Origin of the sequence: Vibrio pomeroyi (assembly GCA_041879425.1) — a bacterium.
Taxonomy (GTDB): domain Bacteria; phylum Pseudomonadota; class Gammaproteobacteria; order Enterobacterales; family Vibrionaceae; genus Vibrio; species Vibrio pomeroyi_A.
On the sequence record CP090855.1, the window covers coordinates 1,519,583 to 1,537,713 of the forward strand.

General features: G+C 45.6%; 15 protein-coding genes. 6 read left to right on the plus strand and 9 right to left on the minus strand.

Annotated features, from left to right (window positions below):
- Positions 1-11: 11 nt before the first annotated feature.
- From L0992_22605 to L0992_22620, 4 genes are all read right to left on the minus strand, one after another.
- The gene (locus L0992_22605; GenBank protein XGB69184.1) at positions 12-1,439 is read right to left on the minus strand and encodes a fructose-specific PTS transporter subunit EIIC; all 1,428 of its coding nucleotides are present in this window, start codon (positions 1,437-1,439) and stop codon (positions 12-14) included.
- A 13-nt stretch (positions 1,440-1,452) separates the two neighbouring features.
- Positions 1,453-1,893: a PTS sugar transporter subunit IIA gene (locus L0992_22610; GenBank protein ID XGB69185.1), complete on the minus strand. Its 441-nt coding sequence runs from the start codon at positions 1,891-1,893 to the stop codon at positions 1,453-1,455.
- A 259-nt stretch (positions 1,894-2,152) separates the two neighbouring features.
- A complete protein-coding gene (gene manA, locus L0992_22615; GenBank protein ID XGB69186.1) occupies positions 2,153-3,370 on the minus strand; it encodes a mannose-6-phosphate isomerase, class I in 1,218 nt (405 codons plus the stop codon).
- Between the two features lie 90 nt (positions 3,371-3,460).
- On the minus strand, positions 3,461-5,365 hold the full coding sequence (locus L0992_22620; GenBank protein XGB69187.1) for a fructose-specific PTS transporter subunit EIIC: 1,905 nt from the start codon (positions 5,363-5,365) through the stop codon (positions 3,461-3,463).
- Between the two features lie 378 nt (positions 5,366-5,743).
- Between L0992_22620 and L0992_22625 the strand changes: the two genes are divergently transcribed.
- Both L0992_22625 and L0992_22630 read left to right on the plus strand, forming a co-directional pair.
- Positions 5,744-6,583 carry an AraC family transcriptional regulator gene (locus L0992_22625; GenBank protein XGB69188.1) on the plus strand — a complete coding sequence of 280 codons (840 nt, stop codon included), beginning with the start codon at positions 5,744-5,746 and terminating at the stop codon, positions 6,581-6,583.
- Between the two features lie 604 nt (positions 6,584-7,187).
- Positions 7,188-8,966 (plus strand): transporter, encoded by a 1,779-nt coding sequence (locus tag L0992_22630; protein XGB69189.1) that lies wholly within the window; start codon positions 7,188-7,190, stop codon positions 8,964-8,966.
- Between the two features lie 148 nt (positions 8,967-9,114).
- Here the strand turns inward: L0992_22630 and L0992_22635 are convergent, their stop codons facing one another.
- The gene (locus L0992_22635; GenBank protein ID XGB69190.1) at positions 9,115-9,888 is read right to left on the minus strand and encodes a PTS sugar transporter subunit IIA; all 774 of its coding nucleotides are present in this window, start codon (positions 9,886-9,888) and stop codon (positions 9,115-9,117) included.
- A gap of 7 nt (positions 9,889-9,895) precedes the next feature.
- Positions 9,896-10,198, minus strand: a complete 303-nt coding sequence (locus tag L0992_22640) for a PTS fructose transporter subunit IIB (protein XGB69191.1) — start codon at positions 10,196-10,198, stop codon at positions 9,896-9,898.
- Between the two features lie 345 nt (positions 10,199-10,543).
- Between L0992_22640 and L0992_22645 the strand changes: the two genes are divergently transcribed.
- Complete coding sequence (locus tag L0992_22645) at positions 10,544-12,409, plus strand: fructose-specific PTS transporter subunit EIIC (GenBank protein ID XGB69192.1); 1,866 nt, start codon at positions 10,544-10,546, stop codon at positions 12,407-12,409.
- A 120-nt stretch (positions 12,410-12,529) separates the two neighbouring features.
- Here L0992_22645 and L0992_22650 read toward each other — a convergent pair whose 3' ends face one another.
- Complete coding sequence (locus L0992_22650; protein ID XGB69193.1) at positions 12,530-13,114, minus strand: TetR/AcrR family transcriptional regulator; 585 nt, start codon at positions 13,112-13,114, stop codon at positions 12,530-12,532.
- A 168-nt stretch (positions 13,115-13,282) separates the two neighbouring features.
- A complete protein-coding gene (locus L0992_22655; protein XGB69194.1) occupies positions 13,283-13,828 on the minus strand; it encodes a TetR/AcrR family transcriptional regulator in 546 nt (181 codons plus the stop codon).
- A gap of 202 nt (positions 13,829-14,030) precedes the next feature.
- Here L0992_22655 and L0992_22660 point away from each other — a divergent pair, with 202 nt between their 5' ends.
- Positions 14,031-14,630: a hypothetical protein gene (locus tag L0992_22660; GenBank protein ID XGB69195.1), complete on the plus strand. Its 600-nt coding sequence runs from the start codon at positions 14,031-14,033 to the stop codon at positions 14,628-14,630.
- Positions 14,631-14,666: 36 nt separating this feature from the next.
- Complete coding sequence (locus tag L0992_22665; protein XGB69196.1) at positions 14,667-15,551, plus strand: SDR family oxidoreductase; 885 nt, start codon at positions 14,667-14,669, stop codon at positions 15,549-15,551.
- On the opposite strand, the gene L0992_22670 is transcribed toward L0992_22665, so the two are convergent.
- Complete coding sequence (locus L0992_22670) at positions 15,548-15,721, minus strand: hypothetical protein (protein XGB69197.1); 174 nt, start codon at positions 15,719-15,721, stop codon at positions 15,548-15,550. The two genes, L0992_22665 and L0992_22670, sit on opposite strands and share 4 nt — an antisense overlap.
- A gap of 395 nt (positions 15,722-16,116) precedes the next feature.
- Here L0992_22670 and L0992_22675 point away from each other — a divergent pair, with 395 nt between their 5' ends.
- Entirely contained in the window at positions 16,117-18,096 is a 1,980-nt protein-coding gene (locus L0992_22675; protein ID XGB69198.1) for a methyl-accepting chemotaxis protein, read from the plus strand.
- The last annotated feature ends 35 nt before the right edge of the window (positions 18,097-18,131 follow it).

The following is an 18,131-nucleotide window of genomic DNA, read 5'->3' on the forward strand; positions in this document are numbered from 1 at the left end:
TTGACGTTGGGTTATGCGACGACCAGTGTTGCAGCTTTCTTCATCGCTTCCTTAGTAGAACACTCAATCACGTTCGCATTAGCAAAGCGGTTAGCGTCTTTCACTTGAATATCGTGAGCCAAGATAACCAGCTTCGCGTTTGCTACATCTAGGTCGGTGATGCGGTTCTGAATACCGTTTTGACCTTGAGTTTCTACCTTAATCTTAAGGCCTGCCGCTAAGCCTGCTTTTTCTAGTGCTTTGGCTGCCATGAAGGTGTGTGCAACACCAGAAGGGCAACATGTTACAGCTACGATGTCGTACTCGCCTTCGCCTGCTACAGGTGCTGTTTGAGTTTGAACTGGCGCAGCTTCAACCATGTCTTCTTCCGTTTCTACTGCGACTGGTTTCCAGAAGCCAACGATAACCGCTGTGGTTAGTGAGCCAAGTGCGATACCGACCACGTACATTGGGATGTTGCTTGATACTGGCGCAGTGATTAGGCCACCCCACGGTGCGTGCAGTAGAACGTCTGTCATGAAGCCAAACACACAACCAACGATACCACCGGCAACGATTGAAGGAAGTACACGCATTGGGTCGTTTGCTGCGAATGGGATAGCACCTTCCGAGATACCGATAGAACCCATGATTGCCGCCGCTTTACCTGCTTCTTGTTCTTGTTTAGAGAACTTGTTTTTGAATAGGAACGTCGCCAGTGCCATACCTAGAGGTGGTGTACAAATCGCGATGCCTACGCCACCCATTAGCCACGGTTGTGTGTCTACTTGAGTTTGAGCAAATAGGGTCGCTACTTTGTTGATTGGGCCGCCCATATCAAATGCCGTCATACCACCAAGGATTGTGCCCAGAACCATCTTAGACGCGCCAGCCATTGAAGCTAGGAACTCGTTCATTGAAGACATGAACAGTTTGATTGGTTCACCGATGCCCCACAGCACGATACCTGCAGAGATTAATGTGCCTAGAAGTGGGTAGATGAAGTAAGCACCCAGCGCGGTCATGTTGGTAGACAGCGGGATCTTCTTAAGTTGAAGCACCACACCACCGGCGATGAAGCCAGCCACGATACAGCCAAGGAAGCCGCCGCCCATATCAGCCATGATGCCAGAAGAAATCATCGCTGGCGCCAGTGCTGGTTTATCTGCAATTGAGTAACCAATAAAGCCGCCAAGAATGATTGGGAAAAGAACAAGGCCTTTGATACCGATGTTAGATATGTCTGCCAACAAGCCGTCTGCTGGAACCGCACCTTTACCTGATGCCATTACCGCTAAAGCCAACAGAACACCACCGGCTACGATAAAAGGCAGCATGTGTGATGTACCGAAAAGCAGGTGACCTTTCATGGTACTAAGGATTTTTTTATAGTCGCTACTACTATTCTTATTATTAGAATTGCTACTGGTATTCGTAGCTTGATTTGCTAGGGTGCTCATAATTGTCTACGCCTTATGAATTAATTAAAATATTAAGGATCTGTTGTTCATCTTTTGCGTTATGGATATTTTGAATAAATTCATCACTGAATTTTCCAAATAGTTCTTGTAGTACATAAATATGATGGTCTGCACCGTTATCTGGTGAGGCAATCATAAAAAATACGGTTGGGTTAATACCGTCTTCATCGCCATACTCAATGCCTTCACGCTTAACACCGACCGCAATCGCTGGCTCAGTTACTGCCTTGCTTTTTGAGTGTGGGTAAGCGATGCCGTCCATTGAGGTGATGCTTTGAGATTCACGAATTTCGATGTCTGCCAAGAAGGCTTCTTTACTGCTGATTCGGTTATTCTCAAATAACATGCCTGCCAATTCTTCAAACAGATCTTTTTTATTATTCGCTTGAAGGTTGTTATTAATTAAGTTGACGTTAGTTAGTTGTGTGATCATTTATTAACTCATTCACTATTGAAGTTCTTGAATTAAAATTAATGGATTAACCTGATTAGCGAAATAGCAAATAAAAGCCCTTCACTGTACATTTGTATCCAGCAAAATTAAGTGTGATTTGCATCATTTATGCGGTGTGATATTGATTATATTTGATGGTGTTTTAGATTAGGTTTTTGACACGCTAATAGCCTTCGTCAAAAACAAAAATGCCCCGCAAAAGCAGGGCATGAACAGTGTGTACTGAGTTCTGAGGGAGCTAGCTGTAAGCACGCGCCACGCGTCCAACGCAGTCCAGTTTGTAACTCTCAGCATAAGCAGGAATGAATACCGACTGACCTTTCTCTATCACGCAGGTTTCGCCGCATTGGTGAGTGAGCACCATAGATTCGTCGAGCGGCAATAGGATCTCGGCACCTTCGGTCGTGATCTGTCGTTGATGTGAGTTTTGCACGATAGAGAACTTAAAATCCTCGACTGGAATTTCGTATTCCATCACATCACCTTGCTCAATCGGGCTGAGCAGTAATCTATCCGCAGGCTTCTCATTAAATCGAGTACAAGAAACCAGTTCGTTCACGTCCATGTACTTAGGCGTTAACCCGGCGCGCAGCACATTATCGGAGTTCGCCATGATCTCTAAGCCTGTGCCTTTGATATAAGCGTGGGGCGTTTCGGCGTCCAGATACATGGCTTGCCCCGGTTTTAGGGTAATCACATTCAATAGCAGCGGAGCGAACAGGCCGACATCACCTGGGTATTGAGCTTCTAGTTCTGAAATCAATTGGAATACACGTTTATCAGAAAGCTTGGCCTTCATGATCAACATGGTTAGCGCCATCCCTTTTTGTTCACCTTCCAGAGATAACAAGCTGGCAAAAAAGCACGCTAAACCATTAGGCGTTTGGTCGCCCGCGAGATCGTTTACCATCGAGTTCAGCTCAGGAATATCGAGGTAATGAAAGTGCTCAAGGATCTCGCTGATTGACCTAAAACCATTCATCGCCGTGTAGTCGGTTAGGGCATACACCAGTTCTGGTTTGTGGTTGGCATCCTTATAGTTACGGTTGCCCGCGGTCATCGGAATGCCTTGTTGCTCTTCTAAAGCATATCCAGATTCGGCTTGTTGTTTGTTTGGGTGTACTTGAACAGAGAGTGCTTTCTCCGCTGCTAACACTTTGAATAGGTACGGAAGTTCACCAAAACGGCTTGCCACTTTCTCGCTTAAAAACAGGTTTAGGTTCTTAGAGATCAAGCTCGACAAGGTGGTTTGCTGCCCGTTGTCGTTCACCATTGAACAACCATTCGGGTGAGCGCCCATCCACATCTCCGCTTGCGGCTCACCAGACTGGTTATCAATACCAAACAGTTGGTTGAACGAAGAAGGGCTACCCCATGCGTAGTTTTGAATTACGTTAGTCATAGGGTAGAAAAAGTGTTGTACGAACGAATCGTTCGCTAAAGAAAAATCAGACATCGAAATCACCATGAAGGGAAACATGGCTTGAACTCTATTCGTTCCTAAAGAGGACAGTAGAGGGGCTCAAGCCATTGGAGTTGAAATGGCTTAAGCCGCTGCTGCTGTTAGCTTGGCTTTACGTAGATTTTTAAGGGCGATACAAGTAACCGCAGTCACACCTGCACCTGATGCCATGCAAAAAAGAGCCAGCATTGGGTAGTTCATTGCGCCAAGTAGAGCGACTACTGGACCACCGTGAGCAACGCTGTTAGTGATGCCAAATGAGAACGCCATTACTGCAGCTGTCATTGAGCCAAGCACGTTGGCAGGGATAACAGACATTGGGTCTTGAGCGGCGAAAGGAATCGCACCTTCAGAGATACCCACTAAGCCCATCGCGCCTGCTGCTTTGCCCGCTTCAATTTCAGAAGATTCGAACAGGTCGAACTTACGGCCGATTCTGGTTGCGATAGCCATACCCAGCGGAGCAACAGGGATTGCACACGCCATTGCACCCATGAACTGAGTTTGACCGCTAGCAATCATGCCGACCGAGAATAGGAATGCCACCTTGTTGAATGGACCACCCATATCGAAGCCAGCCATACCACCCAGTACGATGCCGAGCAGAACCACGTTACCTGTGCTCATGCTAGTTAACAGGGCAGTAAGAGCATCCATCAGCCCAGCGATTGGCGCGCCGATAACAAAGATGAACAAACCTGCGATGAATAGAGAGCCAGTGATCGGAGCGATCATGATCGGCACAAGCGGTTGAACGAACTTGTGGTAGTTAAACGAAGTAATCCATTTAACGAAATAACCCACTAATAGACCTGCGATGATTGCGCCAATGAAGCCAGTGCCAGCGTCAGCGCCGTAGAAAGACCCGTTGTTGGCAATCCAACCGCCAATCAAGCCAGGTGTTAGAGCTGGGCGGTCGGCAATCGCGTAAGCAATGTAGCCAGCCAAGATTGGGATCATCAGGGTGAAGGCAACCACACCCACCTCTAGGATTTGGTTCCACATACTGCCAGCAGGTATCGCCATGCCAGATTCACTCGGCTCACCACCAATGGCTAGTGCTAGGGCAATCAAGAGGCCGCCTGTGACCACGAATGGGATCATGTGAGATACGCCATTCATCAAGTAACGATAAAGGTCTGAACGCGCTTGTGAGGCTTTTTCTGCAACAGATTGGTTGGTAGGTGCTTGTTCAGCTTGGTAACTCGGTGCATTGAGAGCTTGCTTAATCAAGCCTTGTGCGTCTTTGATTGGCGCTTTTACGTTGGTGCAGATGACACGTTTACCAGCAAAGCGAGCCATGTCGACCTGTTTGTCACAAGCGACGACAATCGCGTCGGCGCGTTTAATCTCTTCTTGAGTTGGGCTGTTTTTAACGCCAATAGAGCCGTTGGTTTCGACCTTAACATCGTAGCCAAGTGCTGCTGCACCTTTCTCTAGCGCTTCCGCTGCTAAATAGGTGTGTGCGACGCCAGCGGGGCAGCCTGTCACACCAATGATGAAGCCTTGTTTCTCAATATTGGTTTCTGTCTCAGCAGGTTCAGGTTTGGTAAGCAGTAGCTCTAACGCCGCTTGTTCAGAGTCGGCATTCATAAAGTTTTCGATAAAACCTTCTTCAATCAATTTTGAAGAAAGCTCTGCCAATACTTCGATGTGGTGATTGTCGCCGCCATCGGGAGAGGCAATCATAAAGAACAGTTTTGAAGGCTGACCATCATCGGCGCCGTACTCGATCCCTTCTTTGTGGACACCGATAACAACTGCAGGTTTGATCACTGCGCTGCTTTTCGCGTGTGGTAGGGCGATGCCCTCTTCAAAGCCGGTATTACCTTGTTCTTCTCGCGCTTTAATGTCGGCAAGAAACTGCGTTTTGTTTGAAATTCGACCTTGTGCGTACAGCACGTCTATCAGCTCTTTAAATACGTCTTCTTTGGAATTGGCGCTAAGCGAAAGCTTAATCAAATCTTGATTGATCAATGTCGTGATCATAATGAACCCCTACTCTTTTTTATTTTGTTAGGGGTATTCTGAAATTGATTACTTGCCTTCTGTAGTGAAGAAAAAACGCATTTACTGGATGATTGTTGCGTTATAAATGGAGTGTGATTTTGATCGGTTAGTGGCGCGTTTTTCGGCCTCTATTGACATAGGTTGAGTCTGCTTGAGGCTTTTATTTTCAAGGGGTTCGGCGTGTGGAGTCATCGGGGGAACAATGTGCTATATCAGATTTGTGACTGGAGATTTATTTCCACGACTAGATTTTTGTAACCTAGATCTCAAATTGTGATTTTGCTCAATAGCGCTATGTTTCACTAAGGAGTATATCTATTCCCGTAGCCTTATTGCTGCCCATAAGAGTTCGAATAAATGATTTTTCATGACTTAATCTCGTCGGTATTAAACGAGCGAGAACCGTTTCACAACATCTGGTTTGCTGGAGATTTTCACACACCTTCAGCATGCAGTTATCAGGTGAACTTTCCACGTTTAGAGCTGGTGCTAGACGGAGAGTATATAAATGAAATGGAGAGTCATGATCGCAAGATCACCAATGTTATTGCTAAGGCCGGAGACGCGATTTTTATCCCGCCTAACTGTTGGAACAAGCCGAATTGGGACACTGACTGTTCGGTGCTGAGCATGTTATTTGGGCGTCGTCAGCTTGGTTTAAGTTTGGTGAGTAAGCGCAAAGGGGAAGAGAGCTTTTACGATATTCAAAAGCACAGTATTCAGACTCGCTCGGGTTTTGCGATTGATAACATTTTGGAGGCGCTCAGTTCACTCGCGCGCGAGAGTAACAAGCAGCCGATGGATGAACTGCTACTGCAAGCACTGCTGCAATACAGTAAAACCATGTTAGATGCGCCCGTCGAGAAATCTCACAGCCGAGTTCAGGATGTGTATCAGGGTATTTGTATCTACATTCAAGAGAACTTCCACCGCCACATCACCCGAGACAGCATCGCCTCGCGCTTTAGCATTTCATCCAACCACTTGTCGCGAATGTTCCGCCAGCAAGGTCATATGACGTTGGCCGAGTACATCACGCGAGTGCGAGTCGACCGTGCCAAGTTCATGCTTAAGAAGTACAACTTCAAGCTCAATGAAGTGTCTGTTCGTTGCGGCTTTAAAGATGTGAACTACTTCTGCCGGGTATTTAAAAACCGTACAGGAAGAACCCCAACCGAATATCGCGGTTCAATCTGATACCGTTTCAATCTAATACTGTTTCAAATTATCCGTTTCAAACTAGCTTCTCGAACTGGTCTTATACGACCGTATTTTGTATGACTTGATTACCGCAACTGACCCTGTGTTGTGGTAATCAATTTAATTTTTGCTTTCCTCTAAGTTTCCTCTTTTTAACGGCTTTCTCTTATCTATTACTAAACTGACTATCATGGTTTGTGTATTTTCCGCGATTCTCTAGATAACGCCGATTAATAACAATAAGGGGCGGTTTTGCGAGCTATTTATTGTTTTTGGCGCTCTACTTATTGAATCAAACATCTAAGAATTCAGATAGTAATCGGATGCATCAAATGAATTGTAAGTAAATTAAAATCCATTTATCGAGACGACAAAAGTTAATTATTTCTGACTGGGTTACTGATTGAAATGTTTGTAAGGCATTGATTTTGAATGCTTAGTTTATGGTGCTCTATTCTTTATTTATTGACGTTTCATTCATGCTTAAAAATCAAATATTCAAGTTTATACGGTCTATCACAACCTTGACTTATAATACTACAAATTAAAATTTCTACGGATAATATGCTCTTCAGATATTAATAATAAAGAAGACTTATACATGGAACTCAATACTCTGATCGTAGGAATTTATTTCCTTTTCCTTATAGCAATAGGTTGGATGTTTAGAACGTTCACCAGTACAACCAGTGATTATTTCCGCGGGGGCGGTAACATGCTGTGGTGGATGGTTGGCGCGACTGCGTTTATGACTCAGTTCAGTGCTTGGACCTTCACTGGCGCAGCGGGTAAAGCGTATGCCGATGGTATGGCTGTCGCGGTTATCTTCTTAGCGAACGCATTTGGTTACCTGATGAACTACTTGTACTTCGCTCCGAAATTCCGTCAACTACGTGTGGTAACGCCAATTGACGCGATCCGTATGCGTTTTGGTAGCTTCAACGAGCAAGTCTTTACTTGGTCTGGTATGCCGAACAGTATTGTTTCTGCAGGTATCTGGCTGAACGGTTTGGCGATCATTGCATCGGGCATCTTTGGCTTCGATATGACGACAACCATCGTTCTGACGGGTCTTGTAGTGTTGGTGATGTCGGTGACAGGCGGATCTTGGGCGGTTATCGCGTCTGACTTCATGCAGATGGTTATCATCATGGCGGTAACGGTAACGTGTGCAGCGGTTGCTATCGTACAAGGTGGTGGCGTGACTGAAATCGTTAAAGACTTCCCTGTGGCAGAAGGCGCATCATTCGTTTCTGGTAACAATCTGAACTACGTAAGCATCTTCGGAATCTGGGCGTTCTTTATCTTCTTCAAACAGTTCAGTATCACCAACAACATGTTGAACTCTTACCGCTACCTAGCGGCAAAAGACTCGAAGAACGCGAAAAAAGCGGCTCTGTTGGCGTGTATCCTGATGACCATCGGTCCAATCATTTGGTTCATGCCACCTTGGTTTGTAGCAGGACAAGGCGTTGACCTTGCAGCACATTACCCAGATGCAGGTTCTAAAGCAGGCGACTTTGCTTACCTATACTTCGTAGAGCAATACATGCCAGCAGGTATGGTAGGACTTCTGATCGCAGCGATGTTCGCAGCAACCATGTCTTCAATGGACTCAGGCTTAAACCGTAACTCAGGTATCTTTGTCATCAACTTCTACCAACCGATTCTTCGTCCAAACGCGACAGAGAAAGAGCTGATGATTGTGTCTAAGTTGATGTCTACCTTCTTCGGTCTTGCCATCATCCTTATCGCGCTATTCATTAACTCGCTAAAAGGTTTGAGCTTGTTCGACACCATGATGTACGTGGGTGCGTTGATTGGCTTCCCAATGACCATTCCAGCATTCTGTGGCTTCTTCCTCAAGAAGACTCCTGACTGGGCAGGTTGGGGTACGCTAGTGGTTGGTGCGATTGTTTCTTACATCGTAGGCTTTGTGATTACGGCTGAAATGCTGCAAAACTTGTTCAACCTAGAGCCGCTAACGAGCCGCGAATGGTCTGACTTGAAAGTAGCTGTAGGTCTGATTGCACACCTAGTGTTTACGGGCGGCTTCTTTGTTCTTTCTACACTGTTCTACAAACCACTAGAAGCGTCTCGTCAGAAAGATGTAGATACTTTCTTCAACAACCTTGCGACGCCATTGGTTTCTGAATCAACAGCGCAGAAGAAACTGGATAACAAACAACGTCATATGTTGGGCTCTCTGATTGCAGTGTCTGGTGTGGCAGTGATGGCGATGTTTGCTCTACCGAACCCATTCTGGGGAAGAATGATGTTCGTATTGTGTGGCGGTATCGTGTTCATCGTTGGTCTGATGCTGGTGAAAGCCGTGGACGACTCGGTAGAAGATGCGAAACAAGAGAACAAAACGGCTTAGGTAACTAAACTTACTAAATCGGCCATATAGAAAAAAACGGCTGAGCGTAATTGCTCAACCGTTTTTTATTATGTGAAACATGGAGTTACAACCAATGGAGTGAGTCACTTAGTTGATTAAGAAATTGAATTTAAAAGGGAGAGATGAACTAAATCAGACGAGAAGAGATGTACATGAGCAAAGCTTGTAGGTCGACACTGCTTCGAGTCTTTTGTAAACGCTCATTGACCTGATCGTGAAGCAGGTTTTTGGTTAGGTTGGTGGCCGCCACAATGTGCTCTCGCTGTGGCTTTGTTGGCAGCACCAAAGCAATAGCAACATGCACTTCGCCGATGCGGGAGGCCCAGTCAATCGGGTCGTCACTGACGATAACTGCAATCGAGAGATCTTGAGTCGATTCAAACATCACATGGGGCAGTGCAATCCCTGGGGATACACATGTAGACGAGCGCTCTTCTCGTTTAATAAACGCAAGAATCAGTTCATCCGGGTCTTCTGGATACACCAAATGAGCAAGCCCTTTTAGACATTCAAATTTGGTCAGTTGGGTTTGTGCTTTGGCATGGTGCCACTTGATGTCACAAGGCGGACATATTTGTGGCATGCGCTGGATTAAGTCGTTCGAGAACTCATGATTCACTTGTGAGCCAACCATGGCGTAATGCTCGGCGATTACATCTTTAAGAACGAAACAGGCCAGCTCGGCATCGATACCGACCGCGGTAATCTGACATAAATCACCACGAAGCAAACCCACTTGCAACATCGCGACAGACTTGGAGAGATCGGCCGTTCGGTTTTGAGTGATATTGATAATACGGATGGTACTTTTGAATTTCTTTGCCAAGCGGCTAAGTGGCTGCGCGACGTGTGAGTTCGCGGCAGGATCGTCAACGAAGAAGGTGATCTGATATTCGTTCATGAAAGGTCTAGGTGCGACAATGCTTAATAAAGACTTTATCGACACTCAACAATACCTCTTCCATGGGAATGAATAAGGTTTTCGCTGGGTCGAAGCGGTTTGGTTGTTCAATGTCGATATCAGAGACGATCAATACCTTGTCTGCGAGAGCAATATCCTGTGCAGTCAGTAAGTTTTCAATGCCCATAGCGCCTTGTGTTTCAACCTTGATTGAAACGTTGAATTTAGGGGCTGTTTTATTTAAAGCATCAGCTGCCATATAGGTGTGCGCAATGCCTGTAGGGCACGCAGTTACCGCTACAATTCTCATTATTATTCTCGGCTTAATCTCGTCCCTGTTACGTTACATAAGCTATCTTTCACAAGCTATTTTGCAAAAGCTATCTTGAGCGGGAAATCCAGTATGGAAAGCTCGCATAGAGGAGGGGCGATATGTTTATGGGTTCTGTGGATTTTATGGATTGCCGTTTTTTATTCCAAGGTGAAAGTCACACTCTGAGTTCTTGGTTACAATAATCCAGTTAATGCACCTTTCGTCCTATATATTGAGTGCCTTCACACCGTTAATCTTTTCATCTTATTAACATCGAAATTTTAATTTAGGTCGGAAGAACCTAATTACTTCAGTCTGAAATCAGGCGAGGCAGAATAGACCATGGATATCACTAATATTATCGAGCCCGAGATTATCTGCTTGGAACTACAAGCAGACTCTAAACAGGCGGTATTTGAAGAGCTTGTCGAGTTACTCGATCGTGCGGGCAAGCTCTCCAATAAAAGTGAATTCCTTGATGATATCTGGAAGCGTGAGGCCATTGGTAATACGGGCTTTGATGATGGTATTGCGATTCCACATGCGAAAAGTACCGCCGTTGCTAAACCTGCTGTCGCAGTAGGCATCAGTCGAACGGGCATTGATTATGGTGCTGATGGCGGTGAACTGTCTGATGTGTTCTTCATGCTCGCTTCACCTGACAACAACGACGACCATCATATCGAGGTACTGGCTCAGATCTCGACCAAATTGATCGAAGATGGCTTTGTTACAAAATTAAAGGCAGTCGAGTCGGTTGAGGAAGCTCAAGAGCTGTTTCTTGAAGCCAATTCAGATTCTTTCGATAGCTATGCCTCTAGCCATCATGAAGTGTATGTCGAACCGCTCAGTCCTTGGGCGCAATCTCTCAATAGACTCAAAGAACATTTGTTGTATGGCACTTCGCACATGATCCCATTCGTGGTCGCGGGCGGTGTGTTGTTGTCTTTGTCGGTGATGATGTCGGGTCACGGCGCAGTACCAGAGAGTGGCGTGCTGGCAGATATCGCGCAGATGGGTATCGCTGGCTTAACCCTCTTTACTGCCGTATTAGGCGGCTACATCGCCTACTCAATGGCCGACAAACCGGGTTTAGCGCCCGGTATGATTGGTTCTTGGGTTGCGGTGAACCAATACAACACCGGCTTTCTTGGGGCGATAGTGGTCGGCTTCTTTGCGGGTTTTGTGGTGAACCTACTAAAGAAGATCAAGCTGCCAGACAGTATGATCTCGCTGAGCTCTATCTTCATCTATCCACTGGTCGGCACCTTTGTAACTTGTGGTGCCGTGATGTGGGTGATTGGCTCTCCGATAGCTCAAGTGATGCTTGAGATGAACCAAATGCTCACGGGCATGGCAGGTTCTGGAAAAATGGTACTTGGCAGTATTTTAGGTGCGATGACGGCCTTTGATATGGGCGGCCCGATCAACAAGGTCGCTACGTTGTTTGCTCAAACTCAGGTAAACACCCAGCCTTGGTTGATGGGCGGCGTTGGCATTGCGATTTGTACGCCCCCACTCGGCATGGCTCTCGCGACTTTTATATCTCCGAAGAAGTTTAAGCGAGACGAACGCGAAGCGGGCAAAGCCGCAGGCATCATGGGAATGATCGGTATCAGTGAAGGTGCGATTCCATTTGCTGCCGCCGACCCTGCACGTGTTCTACCTGCAGTTGTGGCTGGTGGTATCGTTGGGAACGTGGTTGGTTTTATGTTCCATGTGGTCAATCATGCACCATGGGGTGGCTGGATTGTTTTGCCTGTGGTTGACGGAAAAATTGGCTACATCATTGGCACACTGGCGGGTGCTCTCACCACGGCTTTGATCGTGATACTGCTGAAAAAGAATGTGGTCGAAGGTGAAGCGAGTGCCAACCAGTTTGCTGGTGGTTCGGTGACCGAAGAAGGGCAAGCGGACGTACTCGCGATCACTTCTTGTCCATCTGGTGTTGCTCACACTTTCTTAGCAGCGAAGTCTCTGGAAAAAGCGGCGCATCATCTTGGGGTTCGGATTAAAGTCGAAACACAAGGTGCTAACGGGATTGGTAATCGCATCACACAGAAAGACACTGATCGGGCGAGGTTGGTGATCTTCGCGCACGATGTCGCGATTAAGGAAGTCGAGCGCTTTGCGAACGTGAAAACCTTAGATGTCAGCACCAAAGAGGCGATGCTCAATGCGCAGGCGTTGATCATGAGAAAGGTGTAATCGTTAGACCGCAAAGTTAATCATCCATAAAGTTAACTAGCTCAAAACTAAAAAGACCCCGCTCTAGCTTATGGCTAACAGTGGAGTCTTTTTGTATGACTTCTAAAACAAGCTCAGCTTTTAGAAAGGATGATACTTAAATACGTCTTCAACCATAGAGTTAAGTAAATCGATGTCGTCACAGGTTTTTGCGTAGGTGCGTAGGCCTGCGATCTGAACTTGAACATGTCGAGCAAGTTGAGCGGGTTCGCGCTCTTTACTGATTTCACCCAGTTCTTGTGCTTCGGTAATCAGCTTAGCGAACTCATCTTCCATGATCTTCAGTGATTTCTTCGCTTCTTCCAATAATTCGGCGTGCTCATCAGTCAGCTCGGCCACCGTTTTCGCCAACATACACATGCCATTTGGCGAGCTTTGTTTTGATTCAACCACAGCACGTTTTACGAAGCTTTCGAGCGCTTTGATTGGAGAGTCTGTTTCGCTGCGGAAACGGTTCAGATTGAGGATGCCAAGTTCGGTATAGCGAGCAAGCGTCTCTTTAAACAGACCTTCTTTGCTGCCAAACGTCGCGTAGATGCTGCCCGGACGCATATCAATCACATCTTGCAGGTTACGCATAGATGTCGCGTGAAAGCCCTTTTCCCAATACAGGTTAGTTGCTTTATCTACTACATCTTGTCTATCGAACTTCGCGGTCTTCGCCATAACATCTACTTCATTAATCTGAACATATGTTCAATATTTTATGCTGAACGTTCGTTCTAGTAAAGTGGTGATTAGACCCGCTTGAGGGCAATCGATCTTATTTGAACATCTTAAAGCAACTAAGCCTTTGATACTGTTTAGCTATGTTCTTACTTTTCGAGAGACCGGTTAGGCTAAGTATTTGCTTGCCACGGAACGCACATGCTCAGGTTCAAGCTTTCCACCACACAGGGTTTGGTGTGTCAGCAGGCCGATGAGGATGCTGTACAGCTCGACTGCATTTTCGGCATCGATGTATTGGGCGAGCAGTTGTTGATACTTATTGTTGGCGATTTCGATGCTGGCATCTTCAGCCACAGCTTCTTGACCAATCACATCAATGTAATCAAAGACCAATTTCATTTCTTGGAAGTGACGTGATTCGATGGCTTGGAAGATATAGACGAAGTTTTCAATCTTTTGCTCAATGGTTGCATCCGCAGCTAGAGGCAAGTCGGCGAGGTTACCGCTATCGTGTCGAACAATCGCTTCGGTCGCAGCCTTGAACAGCTCATCTTTACTTTTGTAATAGTGATAAACCGCGCTTTTGCTCATGTTGAGGTGTGAGCATAACTGTCTCATTCCCAGTTCTTTATAACCAAACTCCAAAAACACACCTGCGGCTTTCAGTGCGATCTCTTCGCGTCTTTGGTCATGATCGACGATCTTTGGCATGAGTATTCCTCGCAGTTCATTAGTTGAAGGTTTAGTCAATTTAGGCAACTGAAGCAATAGCTTAATGCAGCTGATGAGTGTCATCTTAGTTTAAATTAGTCCAAGTGGTCAAAATAATTCTTTACAGTGGTTAAACTTCGATCTAATTTAAAAAGACCAAGTGTTCTAAATAAAAATTAAACGACGATTATTCGAGGTAACTATGAGAATTGATTGGAACCTGCCCCCATTCAGAGCGGGCTTCTTAGGCGGACTAGATAAATTTATCGGTCCGGGTGCGACATCAGCAGAGAAGAACCTGCAACTGTACATTCCGTTCATAGCGGGTGCGCTGATTGCTGCGTATGCCAATCATGCAGAGTTGGGCTGGTCTTGGGGACAATACCTAGCAGCGGTGCTGTTAACCATCGACATGCTGGGTGGCGTGATTACCAACGCGACATCAAGTGCCAAGCGTTGGTTTCACAGAGAAGGGGAAGGCTTTAAGCAACACATGACCTTTATCGCTATTCACTTCATTCAGTTAACAGTATTCAGTTGGCTGTTTTTGGATATGAACCTGATGTGGGTAGCAGTGACAGGGGGTTACATGATGTTGGCGTGTGCCTTGGTATTGAAAACTGCACTCTACTTACAACGTCCAGTTGCTTTGATTCTGTATACACTGAGCTTGATCTTATCACTTTATGTTGTGGAATCACCGGCCGGTTTAGAGTGGTTCTTACCTGTGTTCTATTTGAAGTTATTAATCAGCCACATTCTACGCGAAGAACCTTACCGTCCGGAAAACGAAACTGTCTAATCACTGAGGCTTTTTAATAAATGAGGTTGTCTATCAATGAACGTAACGAATGAGCTCAAAAGCCGAATTCTAGTGGCTGGGGCGACAGGATACTTAGGTCGCCATCTTATCGAAGCACTCCAAGCGTGTGATGCTGACTTCAAAGCGCAGGCTCGCAGTGCTGATAAATTGAAGGATCTCGGCCTGAACGATTCTCAAGTTCAGATCGCACAAGTGACCGATGCTAATAGCCTAAAAGGGTGCTGCGATGGAGTGGACATCGTCATCTCTTGCGTTGGTATCACACGTCAGAAAGAGGGACTGAGTTATATGGATGTCGACTATCAAGCCAACCTAAATTTGTTGGAAGAAGCTGAACGAGCAGGTGTTAAGAAGTTCGTTTATATATCGGCATTTAGGGCGAACGTGATTAAAAACGTTCGTTTACTTGAAGCAAAAGAGCGCTTTGCTCAGCGCTTACTGGCATCAGAACAATTAGCACCTTGCGTGATTCGTCCGAATGGATTTTTTGCCGACATCGAAGAGTTCTACAACATGGCTAAGTCGGGAAGGGTGCACCTTTTTGGTTCAGGGGATGTTCGTTTGAATGCAATTCATGGCATAGATCTAGCCGAATTTATCTTGGCTTCGTTACCTAATGACGAAAAAGAATTGGATGTGGGTGGGCCTGATATCCTCAGTGCAACACAAATAGCAGAGCTTGCTTTTCAGTCTCAGGGCAAAACAGCGCGAATTACTTATGTTCCCGACTGGGTTAGGAAACTGGCTTTGTGCGTGATAAGGTGGCTACCGGAAAGTCGAGTTGGGCCTGCGGAGTTTTTCTTAAGCGCAATGGAAGGTGATGCCATTACGCCATGCGTGGGAAAACATCATTTAAGTGAGCACTTTTCCCAGCTTAATCACGAGTCTGATAAGGGCTAGTTGTCGACGACTTCGACGGTTTTATGCTGCGCGCCGTAATATGTGCCTTCATCGATACTGTACATCAGCGTTTCTTCGCACTCTGGGCAATCGAATTCTTCATTAGGTTCGATTGCTGCTTCTTCTACCCATTCCCATCCAATGTGTTCTTCGCAAGCGGGACAGTCCATAAAAACCTCTAATTATGCTTCTACGTTAATTGAATTCGTAACTTTTTGAGCACGACATTATACATAGTTGGCGCTGAATATATAGCGACAACTGAGGTGAAAAATGGTGTGTGCATACCTCTTTAGGGTTATTAAAAACTGTCATTTTTCAGTCACTTGCGTCGGAAAAATGTTGTTGCACGTTTTTTGTGTTTTCTAAAGTTGCATAGCTAACAGTTTTATAAATAAGTCAATGAATTCTGTAAGGTTAAATGCTAGCGTTATCGATTGTCGTCCAATATGGCACGGTAATTGATAAAACTAAATATTATTATGATCTCAGTAAAGGTACACCGTTTTAGAAGTGTGTCTAATTACACGATAGATAAAGATTCGTTAGCCGCTAGGAAATAAAAATGAAATTAACCGATATGTCTTTTAAGCAAAAAATCATCGCTTTGCTTATTTTACCGATCTTAGGGTTTCTCTGGCTCAGTGTTTCTGCGATATCCAAAGGCGTAGAAACAAAGACTGAAATGTCCTCATTGAATCAACTGACACGCCTTTCGGTTGTGTACAGTGAGTTAGTGCATGAGTTACAAAAAGAGCGAGGCATGACAGCTGGCTTTATTGGCTCTCAAGGAACCAAATTTGTCAGTGAATTAGCCGCGCAGAGAACCAATGCCGACAACCGACGTAATGAAAGAAACGATTACTGGCAGTCTGCCAATATCAATCTTCCACAGATTAATCGCCTGAACACAGAGATAAGCCAAAGCCTTAATCAGATAACGACGATTCGTAATCGAGTGGATTCTCAATCTATCCCACTTTCTGAGGCTTTGGGTTACTACACCCAACTGAATGCAAAACTACTTAGCGTATCGGCGTTGATTGCTGAATTAAGTTCTGACGCCACCATCACTACAGAAACCATCGCTTACTACAACTTCTTGCAAGGTAAAGAGCGAGCGGGTATCGAGCGTGCTGTCCTAAATAACACCTTTTCTAAAAATGAATTTGGCCCGGGTATGCTGGTGAAATTCATCTCTTTGGTGACAGAGCAAAATACCTACTTCTCAAACTTCGATGTGTTGAGCAACCCAGCGAACGTACGTTTCTTTGAGCAACAGTTGAATGACCGCTCTGTGGCAGAAGTAGAAAAGCTTCGTAGCTTGGCTGAATCTAAGATGAGCGGCTTTGATGTTGACCCTGTGTATTGGTTCTCTCAATCTACTGCTCGTATTGTTCAGCTAAAGAAAACAGAAAACCACCTAGCTGAATCACTGATTACGCTGACCGAGAAAAAGATGTCAGAGGCGCAGTCTGCGATGATGATGAGTATTGGTCTGTTTGCTTTGATTACGTTGTTCGCAACCTTCGTGAGCTTTAAGGCGATCAGCGACCTGACGATGAGAGTGAAAGACCTGACAGTGATGTTGTCTAAAGTTCGTAATAACAATGATCTAACGGTTCGTGCTAAGTACGTTGGTAACAGCGAGCTTGGACAGATCTCTTCGGCACTCAACGAAACCTTAGAGAAGTTTTCAAACGTTATCGACAATCTGTCTCAATCGAGTCTGACTTTGGCTTCAGCCGCTGAAGAAACCTCGCAAACCTGTCACTACAACTCGAACACCTTGGTTCAACAACAAGATCAAATCGGTCTAGTTGCGACGGCGACAGAAGAATTATCAGCAACGGTAAATGAAGTGGCCGCGAAAACTCAGCAGACAGCAAGCTCCGCTAAACTGGTCGATGAACAGTCACAAGAAGGTTTGAGTACAGTTCAAAATTCTTACCACTCTATCGAAAAGCTGGCATCTGAAATTAATGACCTCGCTGAAAAGATCACGCACCTGCACGAGAGCAGTAATAACATTAACAGTGTGATTGATGTGATTAAGTCGGTAGCAGAACAAACTAACCTACTGGCACTGAACGCGGCGATTGAAGCAGCGCGCGCGGGTGAGCAAGGTCGTGGTTTTGCGGTGGTTGCCGATGAGGTTCGTACACTGGCTCAGCGCACACAAGAATCGACATTGGAGATTGAAGGCTTTATCAGTTCATTACAGTCTGATGTGCAAACAGCCTTCAACGTGATTGATAACAGCAAGAAGATGTCATCAAAAGCGGTAGAAGATTCCAAAGAGGTTGAACACACCTTACAAAGTATCTCAGCAGCGATAAGCGAGATCTTCAGTATGACGGAACAGATCGCTACCGCAACAGAAGAGCAAGCCGTTGTGACTCAAGACATCGCGCAAAACGTCATGGCAGTTGAGCAGAAATCGACAGAGTCGACCACAGGCGCAACTCAAATTGCAGCAACAGCTAAAGAGCAAGCTGAACTGGCGGCTTCATTGAAAGAGATCGCTAGTACGTTTAAGAGCTAGTCTTTTAAAATAGCCCAAAGGCAGTTCGATTAGAG